The sequence below is a fragment of the Vibrio sp. FF266 genome (assembly GCF_041439695.1).
GTDB classification, from domain to species: domain Bacteria; phylum Pseudomonadota; class Gammaproteobacteria; order Enterobacterales; family Vibrionaceae; genus Vibrio; species Vibrio tasmaniensis_A.
Window position 1 is genome coordinate 53,566 of the sequence record NZ_JBGOOO010000011.1, and the last position, 17,854, is coordinate 71,419.

Consider the following 17,854-nt stretch of genomic DNA (forward strand, 5'->3'; position numbering starts at 1 on the left):
TGTCAGCTATACGCTTACGTTGGAGTCTGTTGATAATCTCTTTTTGTAGTCAGGGATCAGCATATAGGTTCCCGTAAACTCAACCGCCTCCACGTCGCCACTGTTAATGGTCACGTGAATGATGATACGAGCTTTTCTGCCTGACGCGAGGCGATCTAAATCGCCACTGATCCCATCCAATGACGTGGATGCCACTGGGTTTTGCTCAACTGGATGACGATAACGAATATTACTATCTGCTAGTACGATATCACCAGTCAACCCACGCTCCTTCATTAGTAACCAAGTCATACCCCAACCGGTTAAGGTCGCCAAGGTAAAGGCTGAGCCAGCAAACATGGTGTTATGAGGGTTAAGGTTTGGATTCAACTGAGCACTACACTCGAACTGATAACCCGTGTATTGGTTAATCTTGATGCCCATCTTGTCACTGATCGGGATCTGATGCTCCCAGCGCTGTTGAAGCTCATTACACCATTCTGGTTTGCGCAGTACATCAGCCATTGGATCAAGAGGTTTTACCATCTGTTGGTGACGCACAGGCCCACGTTGGTCGTTAATCTCACCACGACGCTCAAACTCATTCTTCTCATAGAATGAGATCGCATCTTCACGTGCATTACACACCAAACGCTTCGCTCCTTCTTGGCGTGCCAGTGACTCTAGCGCAACCAAGATAAGTGAGCCCATGCCTTTGCTTTGGCGAGAGTTCTTCACCGCCATATAGCGAATCTGCCCCTCTAGATCTGGGGTGATATAGAGACGACCAATCGCCATCGGGCGACCTCGACCATCAACAATCATGCGATGGTGACTCATTGGGTCATATTCATCGCGCTCTGAACCGACCGGCATTCGCCAAGGTTCACGGAGCATTTGCCAACGAAAATGGTAATACTTGTTGAGTTGATTTTCGGTGGTCGGGGTTATGAGTTTAAACATGCTTATTCCTTTAAGCCTAAACCTGCAGCCAGAATGTCACTGGGCCATCATTAACCAAAGACACTTTCATGTCGGCTGCGAATCGGCCACGTTCCGTTGGCAACACTGATTCACATTGGTCAGAGAAGTAGTTGTAAAGACGCTCTGCATCTTCTGGGTGAGCACCGCGAGAAAATCCAGCTCGCGTGCCTTTCTTGGTATCAGCTGGCAGTGTGAATTGAGACACCACGAGTACTTTGCCTTCCACCTGCTTCACGTTGAGATTCATTTTATCGTCTTCATCTCCAAAGACACGATAAGTAGTCACTCGTTCCATCAAACGTTTGGCTTTGGCTTCATCATCACCTTTTTCTACACCTAACAGAACTAATAAGCCTTGCTCAATCTCACCCACTACTTCGCCATCAACACGGACGGCAGCTTCACTTACTCTCTGGATCAGTGCTATCACTGTTGTTTCCTTGCTCTGTAATTTTGTCTTTATCCGACGAGTGTACCATTTCTTGAGAGTCACTCCACTGTTCCTGCTCGCCCAACGCGGCCGTCACTTCAGCACCCACTAACACAATCAACCAGCACAAATAGACCCAAACAAAAAGAATGGGAATCGCCGCTAATGCGCCATAAATCAACTGGTAAGACGGAAACTGAGTAATGTAAGCTGCAAAGCCTTTCTTGCTGAGTTCGAACAACAGAGCCGCCACTAGAGAGCCAGCTGCCGCATGAGAAAAGTGTATCTTTTTGTTGGGAACCAACAGATACAGACCGAAAAACGCAAAGAATGAGGTAATCAAAGGGAGCTTGCGAATCACGGTATTAAAAGCACTCGACACAACTTCGTTTTGTAACAAGTTTAATGATGTCACATACGAGGTTGCAGCAATGCTCGCTCCGATCAAAATAGGCCCAAGAGTTAGCACCATCCAATACATCGAAAAAGACAACACAGCACGTCGCTTTTCCGTTACTCGCCAGATGTAGTTTAGGTTTTTATCAATATTGGAGATCAGCATCAGAGCGGCAATGAATAAGAACACACTACCCACCGCCGTCATCTTGCCGGTATTGGCAACAAACTCCAGTAAAGCACCATGCACCGCATCCCCGGAAGCGGGAACAAAGTTGGTAATAACGAAGTTTTGAATCACTAAACCAACATCAGAAAAAACTGAAAATGACGACAAAATAGAGAGCAAAACCGTCAACATCGGTACGATCGAGAGCAAAGTAATGTACGCCAAGTACCCTGCATTCACATTAACTCTATCGTGCGTCATTCGCGCCAAAAGATAGCGAGAAAACTGAATACTGAGTGTGGCGACCTTTTTTATCTTCAACTTGTAACTCCCTGGTAACTCGTTCATAGTCCTAATTAATATTCCGTTATATTAATCACAGTAAGTAAATGTTCAAAAATAGCGTAGGAAAAAGGCTTGAGAACAAGGCAGAGTTTTGTGATAAGTAGTTATTCTACAATCAAAAACTCTAACGCCGTTATCGAGCATTTTAACAAGCTAGGTTGAGCAGTTATTTACTACGATTGATATTATTTAACTATAGGAAACTAGGATGCCTTATTTAATAGTTATAGTCCTCTCTATTTTTACTCTTACTGGATGCCAATCAGCTTATTACTCCGCCATGGAGCAAGTGGGTTACCACAAGCGTGACATTATGGTCGACAGAGTGGAAGACGCTAAAGAGTCGCAACAGGACGCTCAGGAAGAGTTTACTAGCGCACTTGAAGCTTTGAGTAGCCTGACTAATTTTAGTGGCGGCGACCTTGAAGACATGTACAACAAGATTAATGATAAATACCAAGACAGTGAGAAAGCCGCACAAAATGTCAGTGACCGAATTGCTGCGATTGAAGATGTGTCGGATGCGCTATTTGCAGAGTGGCAGGGAGAGTTGGACCTTTACACCAGCGATTCACTGCGTCGTTCAAGTGAGAAAAAGCTGCGTGAAACCAAATCATCTTACCAGACCATGCTGTCAGCGATGAAACGGGCTGAGAAGAAAATGGATCCGGTACTCAACACTCTTCGCGACAACACGCTTTATCTCAAACACAACCTCAATGCGAGTGCCGTTGGTTCATTGCAGGGAGAGTTTATGAGCTTAGAAAAAGACATCGCCTACGCGATAGAACAGATGAATGCGGCGATAGCAGAATCGGATAAGTTCTTGGCTCAACTGAACCAGAAGTAGCACTACAGAGAAACAACAGCATGCAGCCTATCATTATTACTGGCGGCCCCGGAGCCGGAAAAACAACTCTGATTAATGCCTTGGGTGACATAGGTTACCCAACCTTCGCAGAATCCTCTCGCCAATTGATAGAACAACAGAGCCAACTTGAGAACGGTATCTTACCTTGGTTAGACCTACCGGGCTTTGCTCGCTTGTGTTTAGACGTGATGAGCGAGCAAAAAGAGCAAGCGAAGCAGCACCAAATTGCTTTTCTTGACCGTGCGATTCCAGATATCTGTGGTTACTTAGCTCAGGCTAATCTTGAGATTGATGCGAACTACCGAGAAGCGAGCCAAGGCTACCACTCACAAGTCTTGTTCTGTCGTCCTGAGGCATCGATTTACGTACAAGATGATGTGAGACCTTATCCGTTTGAGGAAGCGTTAGACATTCACCACGCGCTAGTCAGAGTCTATCAAGAGCTTGGCTATGAGGTTGTCGAGGTGCCATTTATATCAGTCGATGAGCGGCTTCAATTCGTTGAGCGTTACTTAGGTATCAAAAGCTAGATCCCCAACTCGGTCGTCCCTCCCTCTTGAGGATGACGAATACTTGAACGCCCTTCGTATCTTGCATCTCGTTTACCCGTATCTACTCCAACACCACATAAAACAAAAGCCCCGAGCAGCTAGGCTACTCGGGGCTTTCTTATTTATTCTAAAACGTATTGCTTGAATAGCTAGAAGCTAGTCAACTGGCAATTAAGCCTTAGCTGGACGTGCTGCACGCTTACGTTCGTTTTCAGTAAGAAGTTTCTTACGGATACGTACGTTTAGTGGCGTTACTTCTACTAGTTCATCTTCATCGATAAACTCAAGAGCTTGCTCTAGAGTGTGCTTGATCGGTGGAGAAAGAACTTGTGCTTCATCAGTACCAGATGCACGAACGTTCGTTAGTTGCTTACCTTTTAGACAGTTTACTGTCAGGTCGTTTGAACGGTTGTGAATACCGATTACTTGACCTTCATAAACTTCATCAGCGTGCTCTGTGAATAGACGACCACGAGCTTGAAGGAAGAATAGAGCGTAAGTAAGAGCTTTACCTGTTGCGTTCGAGATTAGAACACCGTTGTTACGCTGACCAATGATACCGCCTTTGTAAGGACCGTAGTGATCGAACGAGTGGTAAATAAGACCAGAACCAGACGTCATTGTAAGGAATTCAGTTTGGAAACCGATAAGACCACGAGAAGGCATCATGAAGTCCATGCGAACACGGCCTTTACCATCTGGTGCCATATCTGTTAGCTCACCCTTACGTAGACCGATGCTTTCCATGATCGCACCTTGGTGCTCTTCAACTACATCGATAGTAACCGTTTCGAACGGTTCCATTTTCTGACCATCTTCTTCTTTGATGATTACTTCTGGACGAGATACTGCTAGCTCGAAACCTTCACGACGCATGTTTTCGATCAGGATAGAAAGGTGAAGCTCACCACGGCCTGATACGCGGAAACGGTCTGGACTTTCAGTTTCTTCAACACGTAGTGCAACGTTATGAACCAATTCTTTTTCAAGACGCTCAAGGATGTTACGTGAAGTTACAAACTTACCTTCTTTACCCGCGAACGGAGAAGTGTTTACTTGGAAAGTCATTGTTACTGTTGGTTCATCAACAGATAGAGGTTCCATTGCTTCAACAGTGTTTACATCACAGATAGTGTCTGAAATTTTCAGCTCACCAAGACCTGTGATTGCAATGATGTCGCCAGCGTTAGCTTGTTCTACTTCGTGACGCTCAAGGCCTAGGTAACCAAGTACAGTACCTACTTTACCGTTACGTTTTTTGCCTTCAGCATTCACGATAGTTACTTGTTGGTTTGGCTTAACAGAACCACGAGTAACACGAGCAACACCGATAACACCTACATAAGAGCTGTAATCAAGTTGCGAAATTTGCATTTGTAGTGGACCGTCAAGGTCAACTGCTGGCGCTTCTACTGTATCAACAACAGCTTGGAACAATGGTTCCATGTTCTCGCCAGTTTCGCCTTCAGTCATTGTTGCCCAACCGTTTAGAGCTGAAGCGTAAACAACGGTAAAGTCTAGTTGCTCATCTGTAGCACCTAGGTTGTCGAAAAGGTCAAATACTTGATCCATAACCCAATCAGGACGAGCGCCTGGGCGGTCAATCTTGTTGATTACAACGATTGGCTTAAGACCGTGTGCGAATGCTTTTTGCGTTACGAAACGAGTTTGAGGCATTGGGCCATCAACTGCGTCAACGATAAGCAGAACAGAATCAACCATAGACATGATACGCTCAACTTCACCACCGAAGTCCGCGTGTCCCGGAGTATCTACGATGTTGATGCGGTAATCATTCCAGTTGATTGCTGTGTTCTTAGCAAGGATTGTAATGCCACGCTCTTTTTCGATGTCATTCGAATCCATGACACGCTCTTCAGCTTCACCACGAGACTCAAGAGTGCCTGACTGTTGTAGTAGTTTATCAACCAAAGTCGTTTTACCGTGGTCAACGTGCGCGATGATCGCGATATTTCTTAACTTATCAATCTGTGGAGTAGACATGGATTCTCGATTCACTCATAAAAGTAGCCGTCACTTATCTCAAAAGTTTGGATAATAACCGCTAGCTTGATTTAAAAAACGGTCAATAATATACCAGATTCTAGACAAAAACCCAGAAATATGTGATCTGAACCAAGGCTTTTTTCTTTATTAGCGATTCATAACCGCTTAACTTTGGTTCCATACAGTGTCTAGTCGACTAATTCGTAGGGTTATCGAAAAGTATCACCCGCGAAGTAGGCAACCAAATCTCAGGTAAAATAACAAAAGTGGATTGACAACTTAGGCAATTCATTGCTGAATGGTGTTCGCTTATGTCTCATATTGGTGCACAGATAAATAGTTGCACCAATACCGTGCAATCAAAGATCATTTTGGTGCAAAAGTCAGAGTTCGCAAATCAAGTAAACAAGTAAATCATTGAAATTAATGGAATAATTTTTTTGGCACGTTTTTGGCTATAGATAAATCAGCATCGATTAATGCACGTATAGACATTAATCAATGCTGGTTTCAACCGAATCGAGCTAATACCGAATTAATAACACTGGAGGTTATCCAAGATGTCAGTAGAAAATGTACTATCCCTGATCCAAGAGAACGAAGTTAAATTTATCGACTTACGTTTTACTGATACAAAAGGTAAAGAGCAGCACATCTCTATTCCTTCTCACCAAGTTGATGCAGACTTCTTCGAAGAAGGCAAAATGTTTGACGGCTCTTCAGTAGCTGGTTGGAAAGGCATTAATGAATCTGACATGGTAATGATGCCAGACGCAGCTTCTGCTGTACTGGACCCATTCACAGAAGATGCAACGCTAAACATCCGTTGTGACATCCTTGAGCCTGCAACAATGCAAGGCTACGACCGTGACCCACGCTCTATCGCTAAACGTTCTGAAGAATACCTACGTTCTACGGGTATCGCAGACACAGTTCTAGTGGGTCCAGAGCCAGAATTCTTCCTATTCGATGACGTTAAGTTCTCAAACGACATGTCTGGTTCTTTCTTCAAAATTGATGATGTAGAAGCAGCTTGGAACACAGGTTCTGACATCGAAGGCGGTAACAAAGGTCACCGTCCTGGCGTTAAAGGCGGTTACTTCCCAGTAGCTCCTGTCGATTCATCTCAAGATATCCGTTCAGCAATGTGTCTAGTAATGGAAGAGATGGGCCTAGTTGTTGAAGCTCACCACCACGAAGTTGCAACTGCGGGTCAAAACGAAATCGCAACTCGCTTCAACACGCTAACAACAAAAGCGGATGAGACTCAAATCTACAAGTACGTTGTACACAACGTTGCGCACGCATTTGGCAAAACAGCGACATTCATGCCTAAGCCACTAGTTGGTGACAACGGTTCTGGCATGCACGTTCACATGTCATTGAACAAAGATGGACAAAACTTGTTTGCTGGTGATAAGTACGGCGGCCTATCTGAAATGGCTCTTTACTACATCGGTGGTGTAATCAAGCACGCTCGCGCAATCAACGCATTTGCTAACCCATCAACGAACTCATACAAGCGTCTTGTACCTGGTTTCGAAGCACCTGTAATGCTTGCTTACTCAGCACGTAACCGTTCTGCTTCTATCCGTATCCCAGTAGTACCAAGCCCGAAAGCACGTCGTATCGAGCTACGTTTTGGTGACCCAGCAGCTAACCCATACCTATGCTACTCAGCAATGCTTATGGCTGGCCTTGACGGTATTAAGAACAAGATCCACCCTGGCGAAGCTATGGATAAAGATCTATACGACCTTCCTGCAGAAGAAGCAGCTGAAATCCCAACAGTTGCAGAATCTCTACAAGGTGCTCTAGCAGCACTTAACGAAGACCGTGAGTTCCTAACGGCTGGTGGCGTATTCTCTGACGACTTCATCGATTCTTACATCACTCTGAAATCTGACGATGTACAGCGCGTGAACATGGCTACACACCCACTTGAGTTTGAACTGTACTACTCAGTTTAATCCTCCGTCGGTTAGCATGTAATTCTTACTGCAGTAAAAGCTATTGCAACATGTAAGAAGCACTAAAAAATATTAGGCTCGCCTCGCAGGCGGGCCTTTTTTCTATTCTCCCTCCCCCTGCTTCCTCGTACCATATCTTAAACAAAAGCCCTCAGAGGCTGTTGCTATAAATACAATAAAATCAATAACAAAACTAACGTCAAACGTGAAACGTGAAAACACCTAACGGTGGAAAGAGGCTAACGATATGAAAAACATACTGTTCCTAATCGGATTAACAGTCGCATTCTCGTGCTCTGCTCAAACGGTGTACACCTGGGAAGATGAGGATGGTGTGCTTCACTTTAGTGATACCCCTACCGATCAAGGTGCGGAGGCTCTTCGCCTACCTGACGTACAAGCTTCCGCACCAGCCCCTAAATTTGAGGCCTCAACGCCTGTTGACGCTGCAGATCCCTCTACAAGTAAAACGGCAACACCGGCTCAAGCTCAGAAAAAAACAGATAACACGAAACGAGAGGTACCCGCTCAGTTAGCCCTCAGCATGCTGACTCCAGTTCATGATCAAACCATCCGCAGCAACCGTGGCTTAATCCCAATAAAAATAAAACTCAACCGCAAGCTTGGTATTGGAGAGCAGTTGCAACTGACGCTCGATGGTCGTCGTTATGGCGCTCCACAAACCCAACCTAACTGGGAATTGAAAGGTATCGATCGAGGCACTCACACCATTGCAATTCAAGCACATAGAAGCGGCAAGCTTATTGCATCTACTAGTCCAGTCACCGTGTATTTACATCGAGCGACGCTCAAGTAAGCCAATGTGTTAAAAGAGGCCAAATTACCTCTACTTTTCACCTGATCGAAGCACCTTTCAGCAACTCTAATGAATTATCTTTAGCTTCTGGTTGATATGCGCCATACTTGAACTTAGCTTCGCACCAATTTGGTGCAGTGAGAAAAACACCAGTTCAAGGACGAAATAGTGAATCGATCAGCCAAAAGCGACAGCATAGATACACATCATCTTTCCAGCGCCATTCTCGACAATATGGTGACCTCAACATTGATGCTCGATGAGCAACTGTATGTCCGATATGCCAACCCGGCGGCTGAACAACTCTTTTCGCAAAGTGCACGACGTATCGTTGATCACCCTCTGAGCCAACTTATCCAGCACGCCTCACTGGATTTAGCGCTGTTGACTCAACCGCTACAAAGTGGCCAAAGCATTACCGACAGTGACGTTACTTTTGTGGTTGATAACCGCCCACTAATGCTTGAGGTAACAGTGAGCCCAATATCTTGGCAGCGAGAAACGCTGTTATTGGTTGAGATGCGCAAGATAGACCAACAAAGACGCCTCAGCCAAGAGCTCAACCAACACGCACAACAACAAGCGGCTAAACTATTGGTACGCGGATTAGCCCATGAGATTAAGAATCCATTGGGCGGATTAAGAGGAGCCGCGCAGCTACTTGGTAAAATGCTCCCTGATCAGTCCCTTAATGAATATACGCAGATCATTATTGAACAAGCCGACCGCCTGAGAGCTTTGGTCGATCGCCTGCTTGGCCCACAGAAACCGGGGACCAAATCGGAAGAGAACCTTCACCAAATACTTGAAAAAGTAAGGCAACTCGTCGAGCTAGAATCAGGTTCAACACTCGTCATCGAACGAGACTACGACCCGAGCCTACCGGACATCTTGATGGATTCAGCACAGGTAGAACAAGCCATGCTCAATATAGTGAGCAACGCAGCTCAGATTCTGAAAGCTCAAGAATCAGGAAAAATCACCATTCGCACCAGAACGGTGCATCAAGCAAACATTCATGGTCAGCGACACAAACTCGCCGCTCGCATTGAGATCTGCGACAACGGCCCGGGTATCCCCGATGAATTGAAAGACACCCTGTTTTACCCAATGGTCAGCGGACGAGAAGGAGGCACAGGGCTAGGGCTATCGATATCTCAAAACCTGATCGATCAACACAATGGGAAAATTGATGTTGAAAGCTGGCCGGGCAACACCACATTCACGATTTATTTGCCGATATAAGCAAAGCTGTGTCTCCCACTGGAAACAACGTTTCATTGGCAACACTGAATACCGAACAATAAAAACAACAATGATTATCACAATAGATTTGGCTGCAAAGGAATTGAATTATGAGTAAGGGATACGTTTGGGTCGTCGATGACGACAGCTCTATCCGCTGGGTAGTAGAGAAAACACTTTCATCTGCGGATATAAAGTGTGAAACATTTGCTGATGCAGAGAGCGTATTACTTGCTCTTGAGCGCGAGACGCCAGATGTATTGGTATCTGATATTCGCATGCCCGGCATTGACGGTATTGAGCTTTTGCATCAGGTTCATCTACGCTCTCCCGACCTGCCAGTGATCATTATGACCGCGCACTCAGACCTTGATGCGGCGGTCAATGCCTATCAAAAAGGCGCTTTTGAGTATCTGCCTAAGCCGTTTGATATCGATGAGACACTGACTTTAGTAGAGCGAGCAATCGCCCACGGCCAAGAGCAAAAGCGAGAACAAGCCAGCGAAGTAGCCGAAGACACCAACGCGCCAGAAATCATTGGCGAAGCGCCTGCGATGCAGGAAGTCTTCCGCGCCATTGGTCGTTTGTCTCGGTCATCCATTTCCGTGCTAATCAATGGTGAATCAGGTACAGGTAAAGAACTAGTCGCACACGCCTTACATCGTCACAGCCCAAGAGCGAAAAAACCCTTTATCGCCCTGAACATGGCAGCCATTCCCAAAGATCTCATTGAATCAGAGCTGTTTGGCCATGAGAAAGGCGCGTTTACCGGAGCCAACAGTGTTCGCCAAGGGCGTTTTGAACAAGCCAACGGCGGAACGCTGTTTTTGGATGAGATCGGTGATATGCCACTCGATATTCAGACTCGACTACTGCGCGTGCTGTCTGATGGCCAGTTTTATCGCGTAGGTGGACATTCTGCGGTTAAGGTCGATGTTCGTATCGTTGCCGCAACCCACCAAGATCTTGAGCGCTTAGTACATGACGGTGGTTTCCGTGAAGACCTTTTCCATCGACTCAACGTTATCCGAATCCATATTCCGGCACTGCGCGAACGTAAACAGGACATTGAAAAGCTGACTCACCACTTCCTAGCATCAGCCGCTGAAGAGCTTGGCGTAGAAGTGAAGACACTACACCCAGAGACCATTCTGAAGCTCAATCAGCTCAATTGGCCGGGTAACGTACGTCAGCTTGAGAACATTTGCCGTTGGTTAACAGTAATGGCAAGTGGTAGTGAAATACTTCCTTCGGATCTACCTCCTGAGTTGTTGGAAGATAAGGTAGTGATCAGCGAAGGTACTGATGGTAATTGGCAACAACTGCTGGCTAATTGGGCCAAGAGTGCGCTTGATTCCGGCGAAAAAGAGCTGCTGACTTATGCTCTACCCGAGTTTGAACGTATATTATTAGAGGCCGCACTCAACCATACTAATGGCCATAAACAAGATGCAGCGAAAGTTTTAGGATGGGGAAGAAACACCCTGACTCGTAAACTCAAAGAGTTGTACTGATCTATATATGCCTTTAGATACATATTTTTTAAAGCTAAAAAAGTGTCGCTTGCTTTGAATAGTATCGGTACAATTACAGTACACTATCTATCCAAACTGTAGCTAAAGATGTCTTTGAAAACACAAATTACCTTGAGAACCGCAGTGGTTCTGCCATTCGTGATGATATTTCTCTTCACTATGGGCGTAATGATTTTCACTCAAAAGCAAAGCTACAAGGAGATGGTGAGTGATATTAGTGCGCGCCAACTAACATCACTCACTGATAACGTTCATCAAAGCCTTGCCGATTTTTTAGAAAAGCCATTTCACGCTAACCTTTCACTAAGTCATAACATCGGTTATCACAACCTTTATAAAGAGGGAGATCTTAGTCAGGTTCAAGACTACATCCTTTATAAATTTTCTCGTCATTTCCAAGCTGTTCCCCAACTAGATGTGATTAGTTTTGGCTCTGCAGACGGTAGCTACGTCGGTTTTCGAAAAGAAGTTAACAACGGCTACACTTTGATGGCCCGAGATGACCGAACCCAAGGCCAGCTGGTCATTTATCGTGGCCACACGATTAGCGAAGACATTCGAACCGTGATTTCAGCTTACGACCCAAGAGTTCGCCCTTGGTACACACCTGTCGTAGCACAGAACAAGGCATTATGGTCATCAATTTATGCCAATGCAGATGAACGACAAGAGATCACTTTATCGGCTCTTGCTCCTATCTATAGTGATAACGAGCTCAAAGGTGTCCTTGCCAGCGATATCAAGATCAACACTTTTAATGCATTTCTCAAAGAACTAAAAGATGAAACAGATGCTTCTGTTTATATTATTGATAAGCAACAGCGCTTAGTCGCTCATTCGGGCGGAGGCAGCGTGGTCTCTTGGGGAACAGGACAAACAGACAAAGGCCAGCGCTTGTTAGCAACAGAGAGTGCTAACGCGGTAATACGTGAAAGTGCCCGTTATGTAGATAAGTTTCATCTAATCGATGATTTAAATGTGCAGCGCTTTAGTTTTAATTTAGATAACGAACGATATTTCAATCAACTTACCCCTTATGAAGATGAGTACGGCATCACTTGGATTATTGGTATGTCGATCCCAGAAAGTAGCCTACTTGGTGAATTACCAAAAAACCAAAGAAACAGCTGGTTACTCGGTCTAACGCTCAGTTGCATTGGTATTATCGCTGGATTAATTGCCTTTAATCGCGTAACTCAACCCATCACTTCAACAGCAGGGGCAGCAAAGCGCCTCGCCAAAGGTGACTGGGATACGAGCATGCCAAAAACGGGCAATATCTATGAAATTAGCATGTTAACTGCGTCATTTAATGAAATGACCAACAATTTAAAGGCTTCTTTTCAGGCGTTACAGGCTCAACTTACCTATGACTCATTAACTAAACTGTATAGTCGTGAAGGCTTTATTGATACAGCCAAGAAAAACCCTGAAAACGAAAAAGGTACACTTTACTTAATTGGTATTGACCGCTTTCGAGATATTAATGATAGCCTCGGCCATTACAATGGTGACCAACTGCTTATCATTGCGGCTGCTCGTTTAAGAGGTACGCTGCCATCGAACTTCCTGTTAGCTCGAACTGGCGGGGATGAATTTGCGATTTACGCTCCTAACATCAATCAAATAGATGACGTCCAGCTACTGACGAGCCGCTTGCTTCGAACCTTTACCTCCCCATTTGCCATGGAATCAGAAAGCGTGGTGATCAAAGTATCAATGGGTGTAGTGAATGTCTCGAACGTCAACGACATTACACTGCTGCTACGCAACAGCAGTATAGCCTTGAGCAACGCAAAGCAAGACAAAACCAGTGTCAGTATTTACAACCCAGAAATGGGCAAAGCATCGAGATATCGTACCAAGATGCTGGCACGTCTTAACAAGGCAATTGAGCTTCAGCAGTTCGAGCCCTTCTATCAGCCTATAATCGACCTGGAATCCGGAGCTACCATAGGTGCCGAGGCTTTGGCTCGCTGGGTAACGGACGAGGGTATAATCTCACCTTTGGAGTTCATTCCTTTAGCAGAAGAAACAGGATTGATCTACGACATTGGTAAGCAGATTTTGCACAAGTCATGTCGAGATACCGCAATTGCGATTGAATCTGGAAAATGGAATAAAGACTTCTCTATTCACGTTAACTTATCTGTCGACCAACTGAGTGAAAGCGGATTCATTGAATTGGTTAAAACCACGCTGAGTGACACCAAATTACCAGCCCAAAACCTGACGCTAGAGATCACTGAATCACGCATCGTCGACAATGACCAAACCATCATCGATAATATGCTGACGCTAAAAGCACTAGGTATCTCGATTGCAATTGATGACTTTGGTACCGGCTATTCGTCACTGGCTTACTTACACAAACTGCCATTTGATTGCTTAAAGATCGATCGCAGCTTCGTCAGTAAATTGGAAAAAGAGAACCTAGACAGCTCCATCGTCGCGGCCATCGTCAACATTACCAAGGGTTTCAAAGTGAGTTTGGTGGCAGAAGGCGTTGAAACACAACAACAAGCTGAACTACTCAAGCAGCTTCAATGCCCATTAGCTCAAGGTTTCTTATACAGCCGTCCGGTTCCGTTTGACCAATGGCCTACCGACCTCGGCAGTAAGCTAAATGCCAAGTTTAAAACGAATAACAAAGCCGAACAAAACGCAGAGGCCAAACAGGGCACCAAAGAGAGCCTCGCCTAAATCAGGCAGAAACCGAATGAGTCAGATACAAAAATGCCAGCATGATGCTGGCATTTTTTATGTTTCTATTCTCTATCGAGTTATTAGATGACGCGAGAGAATTGCTGTTGGCGAGCCTTGGCACGTAGGTATTTATCAAAACACATACAGATGTTACGGATCAGCAAACGGCCACGCAAAGTTACGCGTATTTCTTTATCATCGACTTCAACCAACTCATCGTTGATAAAGGTTTGTAGAAGCTCTAAATCTTCTTTGAAGTAGCGATTAAAGTTAACCGAGAACTCAGATTCGATCATTGTTTTATCAAGCTTGAAGTTACAAATCAGCTGCTTGATCACTTCACGACGTAGAAGGTCGTCACTGTCTAGAGCAACTCCTTTCCAAAGTGCATGACGCAGGTCATTCACCTGAGCGTAGTACTTCTTCAGCTCTTTCTGATTTTGTGCGTAAGCATCACCAACCATTGAGATAGCAGAAACACCGAAACCAATTAAGTCAGCTTCACCTTGGGTCGTGTAGCCTTGGAAGTTACGATGTAGAATACCTTCACGTTGTGCTACGGCTAGCTCATCTTCAGGTAATGCGAAGTGATCCATACCTATGAACTGATAACCCGCCCCGGTTAGCGTCTCGATAGTATCTTGTAAGATAGCCATCTTCTCTTTAGCTTCAGGTAGGTCTTCATCTTTTATCTTACGCTGCGCAGCAAACAGTTGCGGCATGTGTGCGTAGTTAAATACAGATAAACGGCCCGGCTTCATTTCTAACACTTGCTTCAATGTTTCAGCGAACAAAGCTTGAGTCTGCTTTGGTAGGCCGTAGATCAAATCCAGGTTAGTTGAACGGAAGCCTAGCTCTGTCGCACGTTGAACCATTGCAATAATGAACTCTTCATCTTGCTCACGGTTAACCAGCTTCTGTACTTCTTTATTGAAGTCTTGCACGCCAATGCTCAGGCGGTTGAAGCCTTCATTTCGAAGGTGGTCAAGTACGTCTAGCTCAATCTCACGCGGGTCAACTTCAATACTGATTTCAGCGTCAGCGGTGAAGTTAAACTCTTCACGCAAAATGCCCATCAAACGAGTGATTTGTGTTTTGGTCAAGAACGTTGGTGTACCGCCACCGAAGTGCAGTTGAGTCACTTTACGGCCATTCAATAAAGAGGCGCGCTGGCGGATTTCATGTTCAATCACATCCAAGTACTCATCCGCTTTATGCGAGTGACGAGTAATGACTTTATTACAACCACAGTAGTAACAAAGCTTATGGCAGAACGGGATATGCACGTAAAGAGAGAGTGGACGCTCAGGGTACTGAGTACACGCCATGTCGTAATCAGCGACGGTAAACGCTTCATGAAACTCCAACGCTGTTGGATATGAAGTGTAACGAGGTCCCGAATAGTTGTACTTGTTTAAGATCTCTTGATCCCAAACGATTTGCTGATTCGTTGTTACTGGCTTGCTCGACATAGCGGTAATTCCAATTTAGATCCGCGAGAACCTAAGGTCTCTCAAATCATTTTACATACATTAAAATATAGACGGGTTATTTTGCCACACGACCAGTAAGGTCGTTCCAAGACAAAATCAATTTTTCAGACAAAAACTCAGAACTGCTAGCTTGATCACTAACAAAGCGTCGGGATTAACGAGACGCAAAAGGTAAGAAGGCTCATTTAACATCGTCTATTAAAAGACAAGGCGACTTAAAAACAAGATGCATTTAAGATGAAAAGTCTTAAAGGCATAGGTATTAAAAGCAGCACGTCTTAAAAATGGAGTGTTCAACAAGCCTCTATATTAAATAGTCTTAGTGACTAGATCATCTGAATGTTGATTTGGTTGTTGAGAGGCTCAACCTTCTCCTGCAACCTTTTCAAATCTTCGATGACCGCATCATTCAAGCGAGTCTCTGCCTTATGGCGCGTGAGATTCTGCTGCATGCGATCTTTCTTCGTCAGTTCCTGTCTTGCATCTCCGCGAGCCATATCTTTTACGATATGGTACAGCTCAGAAAGAGCAGGATACTCAGAATCAAAATCGACACGCTCATCACCCTGAACGTTATCCATAATGATACACACTCGGATACTGATCTCAGGTAAGTCACACTGGCCTTGAATACCCGCTAAGCACAAAGTATTTACGTTTTCGTAAATCGTCGCGTTACGTTTTTCAATGGCAAGTGCTTGATGCTGCTTTTGCAACTCCGTCTGCTTCTTCACTTGAAGTAGAAGGTAACCTGCGTAAGAGCCCAAGCCGAGAATGATAATTCCACCAGCAATTGCTAATAAGGTTACGTTCATTGGCTATTAACCTTTAAAGCTGTCTAAGTCGAAATCTTCGAATTGAGATAGCAAGTCTTCGTCAGAGCTTGCTTTCTTCTTAGAGGCAACAGGTGCTTCTTCGAAGATCTCTTCTTCATCGTCTTCTGGCTCTAGCAGACCTAAGCGGCCCATTAGGTGTTCGATACGATCAAGTTTCTCATCAACAAACTTCTGCAGACCAGCACCTAGGTTTTCACCATTTTCGATACGATCTAGCAATGTGTTCAGTTGAGCATCATTCTCAAGCATCTCTAACTCTTGTTCGTTAGATAGCTTGCGCTCTTGTTTCGTCGACTTCTTCGCTGGTTCAACAATCAGCGGGATTTTTTTCTTGCTGCCTAAACGAGGGTCGCGAGCTAGTGCAGCTTTACGCTGTTTTGCTTCGCTACCATCAGAGTGACGGCTGCCAGACTTAAGGCCTTTACGCTTTTTAACACGCTTACGTTCACGACCTTCAACATCAGATTCACTACGGTTACGAGTAACCATAGGTTCCGGAGCGCCAAGTGCTCCCGGTTTTCTTGATTTCTTACTACGACCCATTACTGCACTTTCCTCAGTAAAATTACATCATTTCCAAAAAATTCTAGTTCGAGCTTATCCCGCTCTGCCAAAAACTGGAATGTTTGACGACTAAAGAAGACGACATGTGTCGGGTCATTCTTGTAGTGCCAACCAGCAAACGCGTCTACGTCTATTACTAGTTTAGTCATAAGACCAATCCAGCCCTTGGGTTTAACTAAATTCAACCATTGCTGCCACACTTTGTCTGGGTGATAAAGATGCTCTATCACCTCCGTGGCAGTCATAAAGTCATACGTTTTTTCCAACACAGAAGCTTCTGGGTGGTAATAGATATCGTACAACTCCATGGTGTGTCCGGCTTCTTCTAACATAATAGATAGCGTAGGGCCTGGGCCACAACCAAAATCCAACCCGTGTGAGTTAGATGAAATTTTGTCTGTTAGTGGATCCGCGATGCGAGATAGAAAACGGCGATAGCCTGCATCACTAGGATCGTTCTCATGGAGATCATAGTGTGCTTTCTCTTCTTTTGCTTCTAACCTTTGTTCAGGTTTAACAAATACCAGTTCACATTGCTGACACTGCAGATAGGCTCTGCGTTTGTCTTCAAAATAGTGATTCACGCCTTGGTGATGGCATAAGGGACAAGTATACATAGCACATCCTTAAACAGGGATGCGAAACATACCAGAAACTGAGTTTATAGTGGAGAGGTATTGGGTGTTTTTTCATCAAATCAATAAAAAAAGCGATAGGAAAACCTATCGCTCTCTAAATCTGCCTATATCGGCCAAAATTTGCATACTCAACTTGGTACACAAATCTCCATTTGTTATTGGTGCTTTCCATGCCAAATTTGTTTGTTGTTCATCGTCCTGATGAGTTTTGGCTATCCTTTTCTAACACCTTGTTGCTGGGCTGTCCTAGCCTGATCCGTTTCTGTCTATACCGTTAGACTAGATGACCATCCGTATCTAAGTCAGCTCCTAGCTGAT

15 protein-coding genes are annotated in these 17,854 nt (G+C 44.8%); 7 read left to right on the top strand and 8 right to left on the bottom strand.

From position 1 onward, the window contains the following. Window positions 1-6 precede the first annotated feature (6 nt). Genes ACED59_RS10880 through ACED59_RS10890 form a run of 3 tightly spaced genes read right to left on the bottom strand, consistent with a single transcriptional unit; the run spans window position 7 to window position 2,306 of the window. On the bottom strand, window positions 7-942 hold the full coding sequence (locus tag ACED59_RS10880) for a bifunctional GNAT family N-acetyltransferase/hotdog fold thioesterase (RefSeq protein ID WP_009848032.1): 936 nt from the start codon (window positions 940-942) through the stop codon (window positions 7-9). Between the two features lie 16 nt (window positions 943-958). Next, window positions 959-1,393 carry a D-aminoacyl-tRNA deacylase gene (gene dtd, locus ACED59_RS10885; protein ID WP_004735590.1) on the bottom strand — a complete coding sequence of 145 codons (435 nt, stop codon included), beginning with the start codon at window positions 1,391-1,393 and terminating at the stop codon, window positions 959-961. Beyond that, a complete protein-coding gene (locus ACED59_RS10890; protein ID WP_017099257.1) occupies window positions 1,365-2,306 on the bottom strand; it encodes a virulence factor BrkB family protein in 942 nt (313 codons plus the stop codon). Before ACED59_RS10890 ends, dtd begins: the two co-directional genes overlap by 29 nt. A 205-nt stretch (window positions 2,307-2,511) precedes the next feature. Here ACED59_RS10890 and ACED59_RS10895 point away from each other — a divergent pair, with 205 nt between their 5' ends. Together ACED59_RS10895 and ACED59_RS10900 are read left to right on the top strand one after the other, a co-directional pair. Next, window positions 2,512-3,153: a DUF2959 domain-containing protein gene (locus ACED59_RS10895; RefSeq protein ID WP_017099256.1), complete on the top strand. Its 642-nt coding sequence runs from the start codon at window positions 2,512-2,514 to the stop codon at window positions 3,151-3,153. Between the two features lie 20 nt (window positions 3,154-3,173). Beyond that, complete coding sequence (locus ACED59_RS10900; RefSeq protein WP_017099255.1) at window positions 3,174-3,704, top strand: AAA family ATPase; 531 nt, start codon at window positions 3,174-3,176, stop codon at window positions 3,702-3,704. A 192-nt stretch (window positions 3,705-3,896) separates the two neighbouring features. On the opposite strand, the gene typA is transcribed toward ACED59_RS10900, so the two are convergent. After that, a complete protein-coding gene (gene typA / locus ACED59_RS10905) occupies window positions 3,897-5,729 on the bottom strand; it encodes a translational GTPase TypA (RefSeq protein WP_009848036.1) in 1,833 nt (610 codons plus the stop codon). Window positions 5,730-6,292: 563 nt separating this feature from the next. On the opposite strand from typA, the gene glnA reads away from it, so the two are divergent. The 5 genes from glnA (at window position 6,293) to ACED59_RS10930 (ending at window position 14,002) form a co-directional block, all read left to right on the top strand. After that, the gene (gene glnA / locus ACED59_RS10910) at window positions 6,293-7,702 is read left to right on the top strand and encodes a glutamate--ammonia ligase (protein ID WP_009848037.1); all 1,410 of its coding nucleotides are present in this window, start codon (window positions 6,293-6,295) and stop codon (window positions 7,700-7,702) included. 247 nt (window positions 7,703-7,949) lie between these two features. After that, window positions 7,950-8,519 carry a DUF4124 domain-containing protein gene (locus ACED59_RS10915; protein WP_017099254.1) on the top strand — a complete coding sequence of 190 codons (570 nt, stop codon included), beginning with the start codon at window positions 7,950-7,952 and terminating at the stop codon, window positions 8,517-8,519. 168 nt (window positions 8,520-8,687) lie between these two features. After that, on the top strand, window positions 8,688-9,764 hold the full coding sequence (gene glnL / locus ACED59_RS10920; protein WP_012602997.1) for a nitrogen regulation protein NR(II): 1,077 nt from the start codon (window positions 8,688-8,690) through the stop codon (window positions 9,762-9,764). Window positions 9,765-9,874: 110 nt separating this feature from the next. Next, window positions 9,875-11,278 (top strand): nitrogen regulation protein NR(I), encoded by a 1,404-nt coding sequence (gene glnG / locus ACED59_RS10925; protein ID WP_017099253.1) that lies wholly within the window; start codon window positions 9,875-9,877, stop codon window positions 11,276-11,278. A 108-nt stretch (window positions 11,279-11,386) separates the two neighbouring features. Further along, window positions 11,387-14,002, top strand: a complete 2,616-nt coding sequence (locus tag ACED59_RS10930) for an EAL domain-containing protein (protein ID WP_017099252.1) — start codon at window positions 11,387-11,389, stop codon at window positions 14,000-14,002. Window positions 14,003-14,085: 83 nt separating this feature from the next. On the opposite strand, the gene hemN is transcribed toward ACED59_RS10930, so the two are convergent. The 4 genes from hemN to ACED59_RS10950 all read right to left on the bottom strand — a co-directional run bounded on the left by hemN (window position 14,086) and on the right by ACED59_RS10950 (window position 17,515). Beyond that, a complete protein-coding gene (hemN, locus tag ACED59_RS10935) occupies window positions 14,086-15,477 on the bottom strand; it encodes an oxygen-independent coproporphyrinogen III oxidase (RefSeq protein WP_017099251.1) in 1,392 nt (463 codons plus the stop codon). A 347-nt stretch (window positions 15,478-15,824) separates the two neighbouring features. Continuing rightward, on the bottom strand, window positions 15,825-16,313 hold the full coding sequence (locus ACED59_RS10940; protein ID WP_017099250.1) for a DUF2489 domain-containing protein: 489 nt from the start codon (window positions 16,311-16,313) through the stop codon (window positions 15,825-15,827). A 6-nt stretch (window positions 16,314-16,319) separates the two neighbouring features. Continuing rightward, window positions 16,320-16,877, bottom strand: a complete 558-nt coding sequence (gene yihI, locus ACED59_RS10945) for a Der GTPase-activating protein YihI (RefSeq protein ID WP_004735577.1) — start codon at window positions 16,875-16,877, stop codon at window positions 16,320-16,322. After that, on the bottom strand, window positions 16,877-17,515 hold the full coding sequence (locus ACED59_RS10950) for a class I SAM-dependent methyltransferase (RefSeq protein WP_004735576.1): 639 nt from the start codon (window positions 17,513-17,515) through the stop codon (window positions 16,877-16,879). The genes yihI and ACED59_RS10950 overlap by 1 nt, the downstream gene beginning before the upstream one ends. Window positions 17,516-17,854 lie beyond the last annotated feature (339 nt).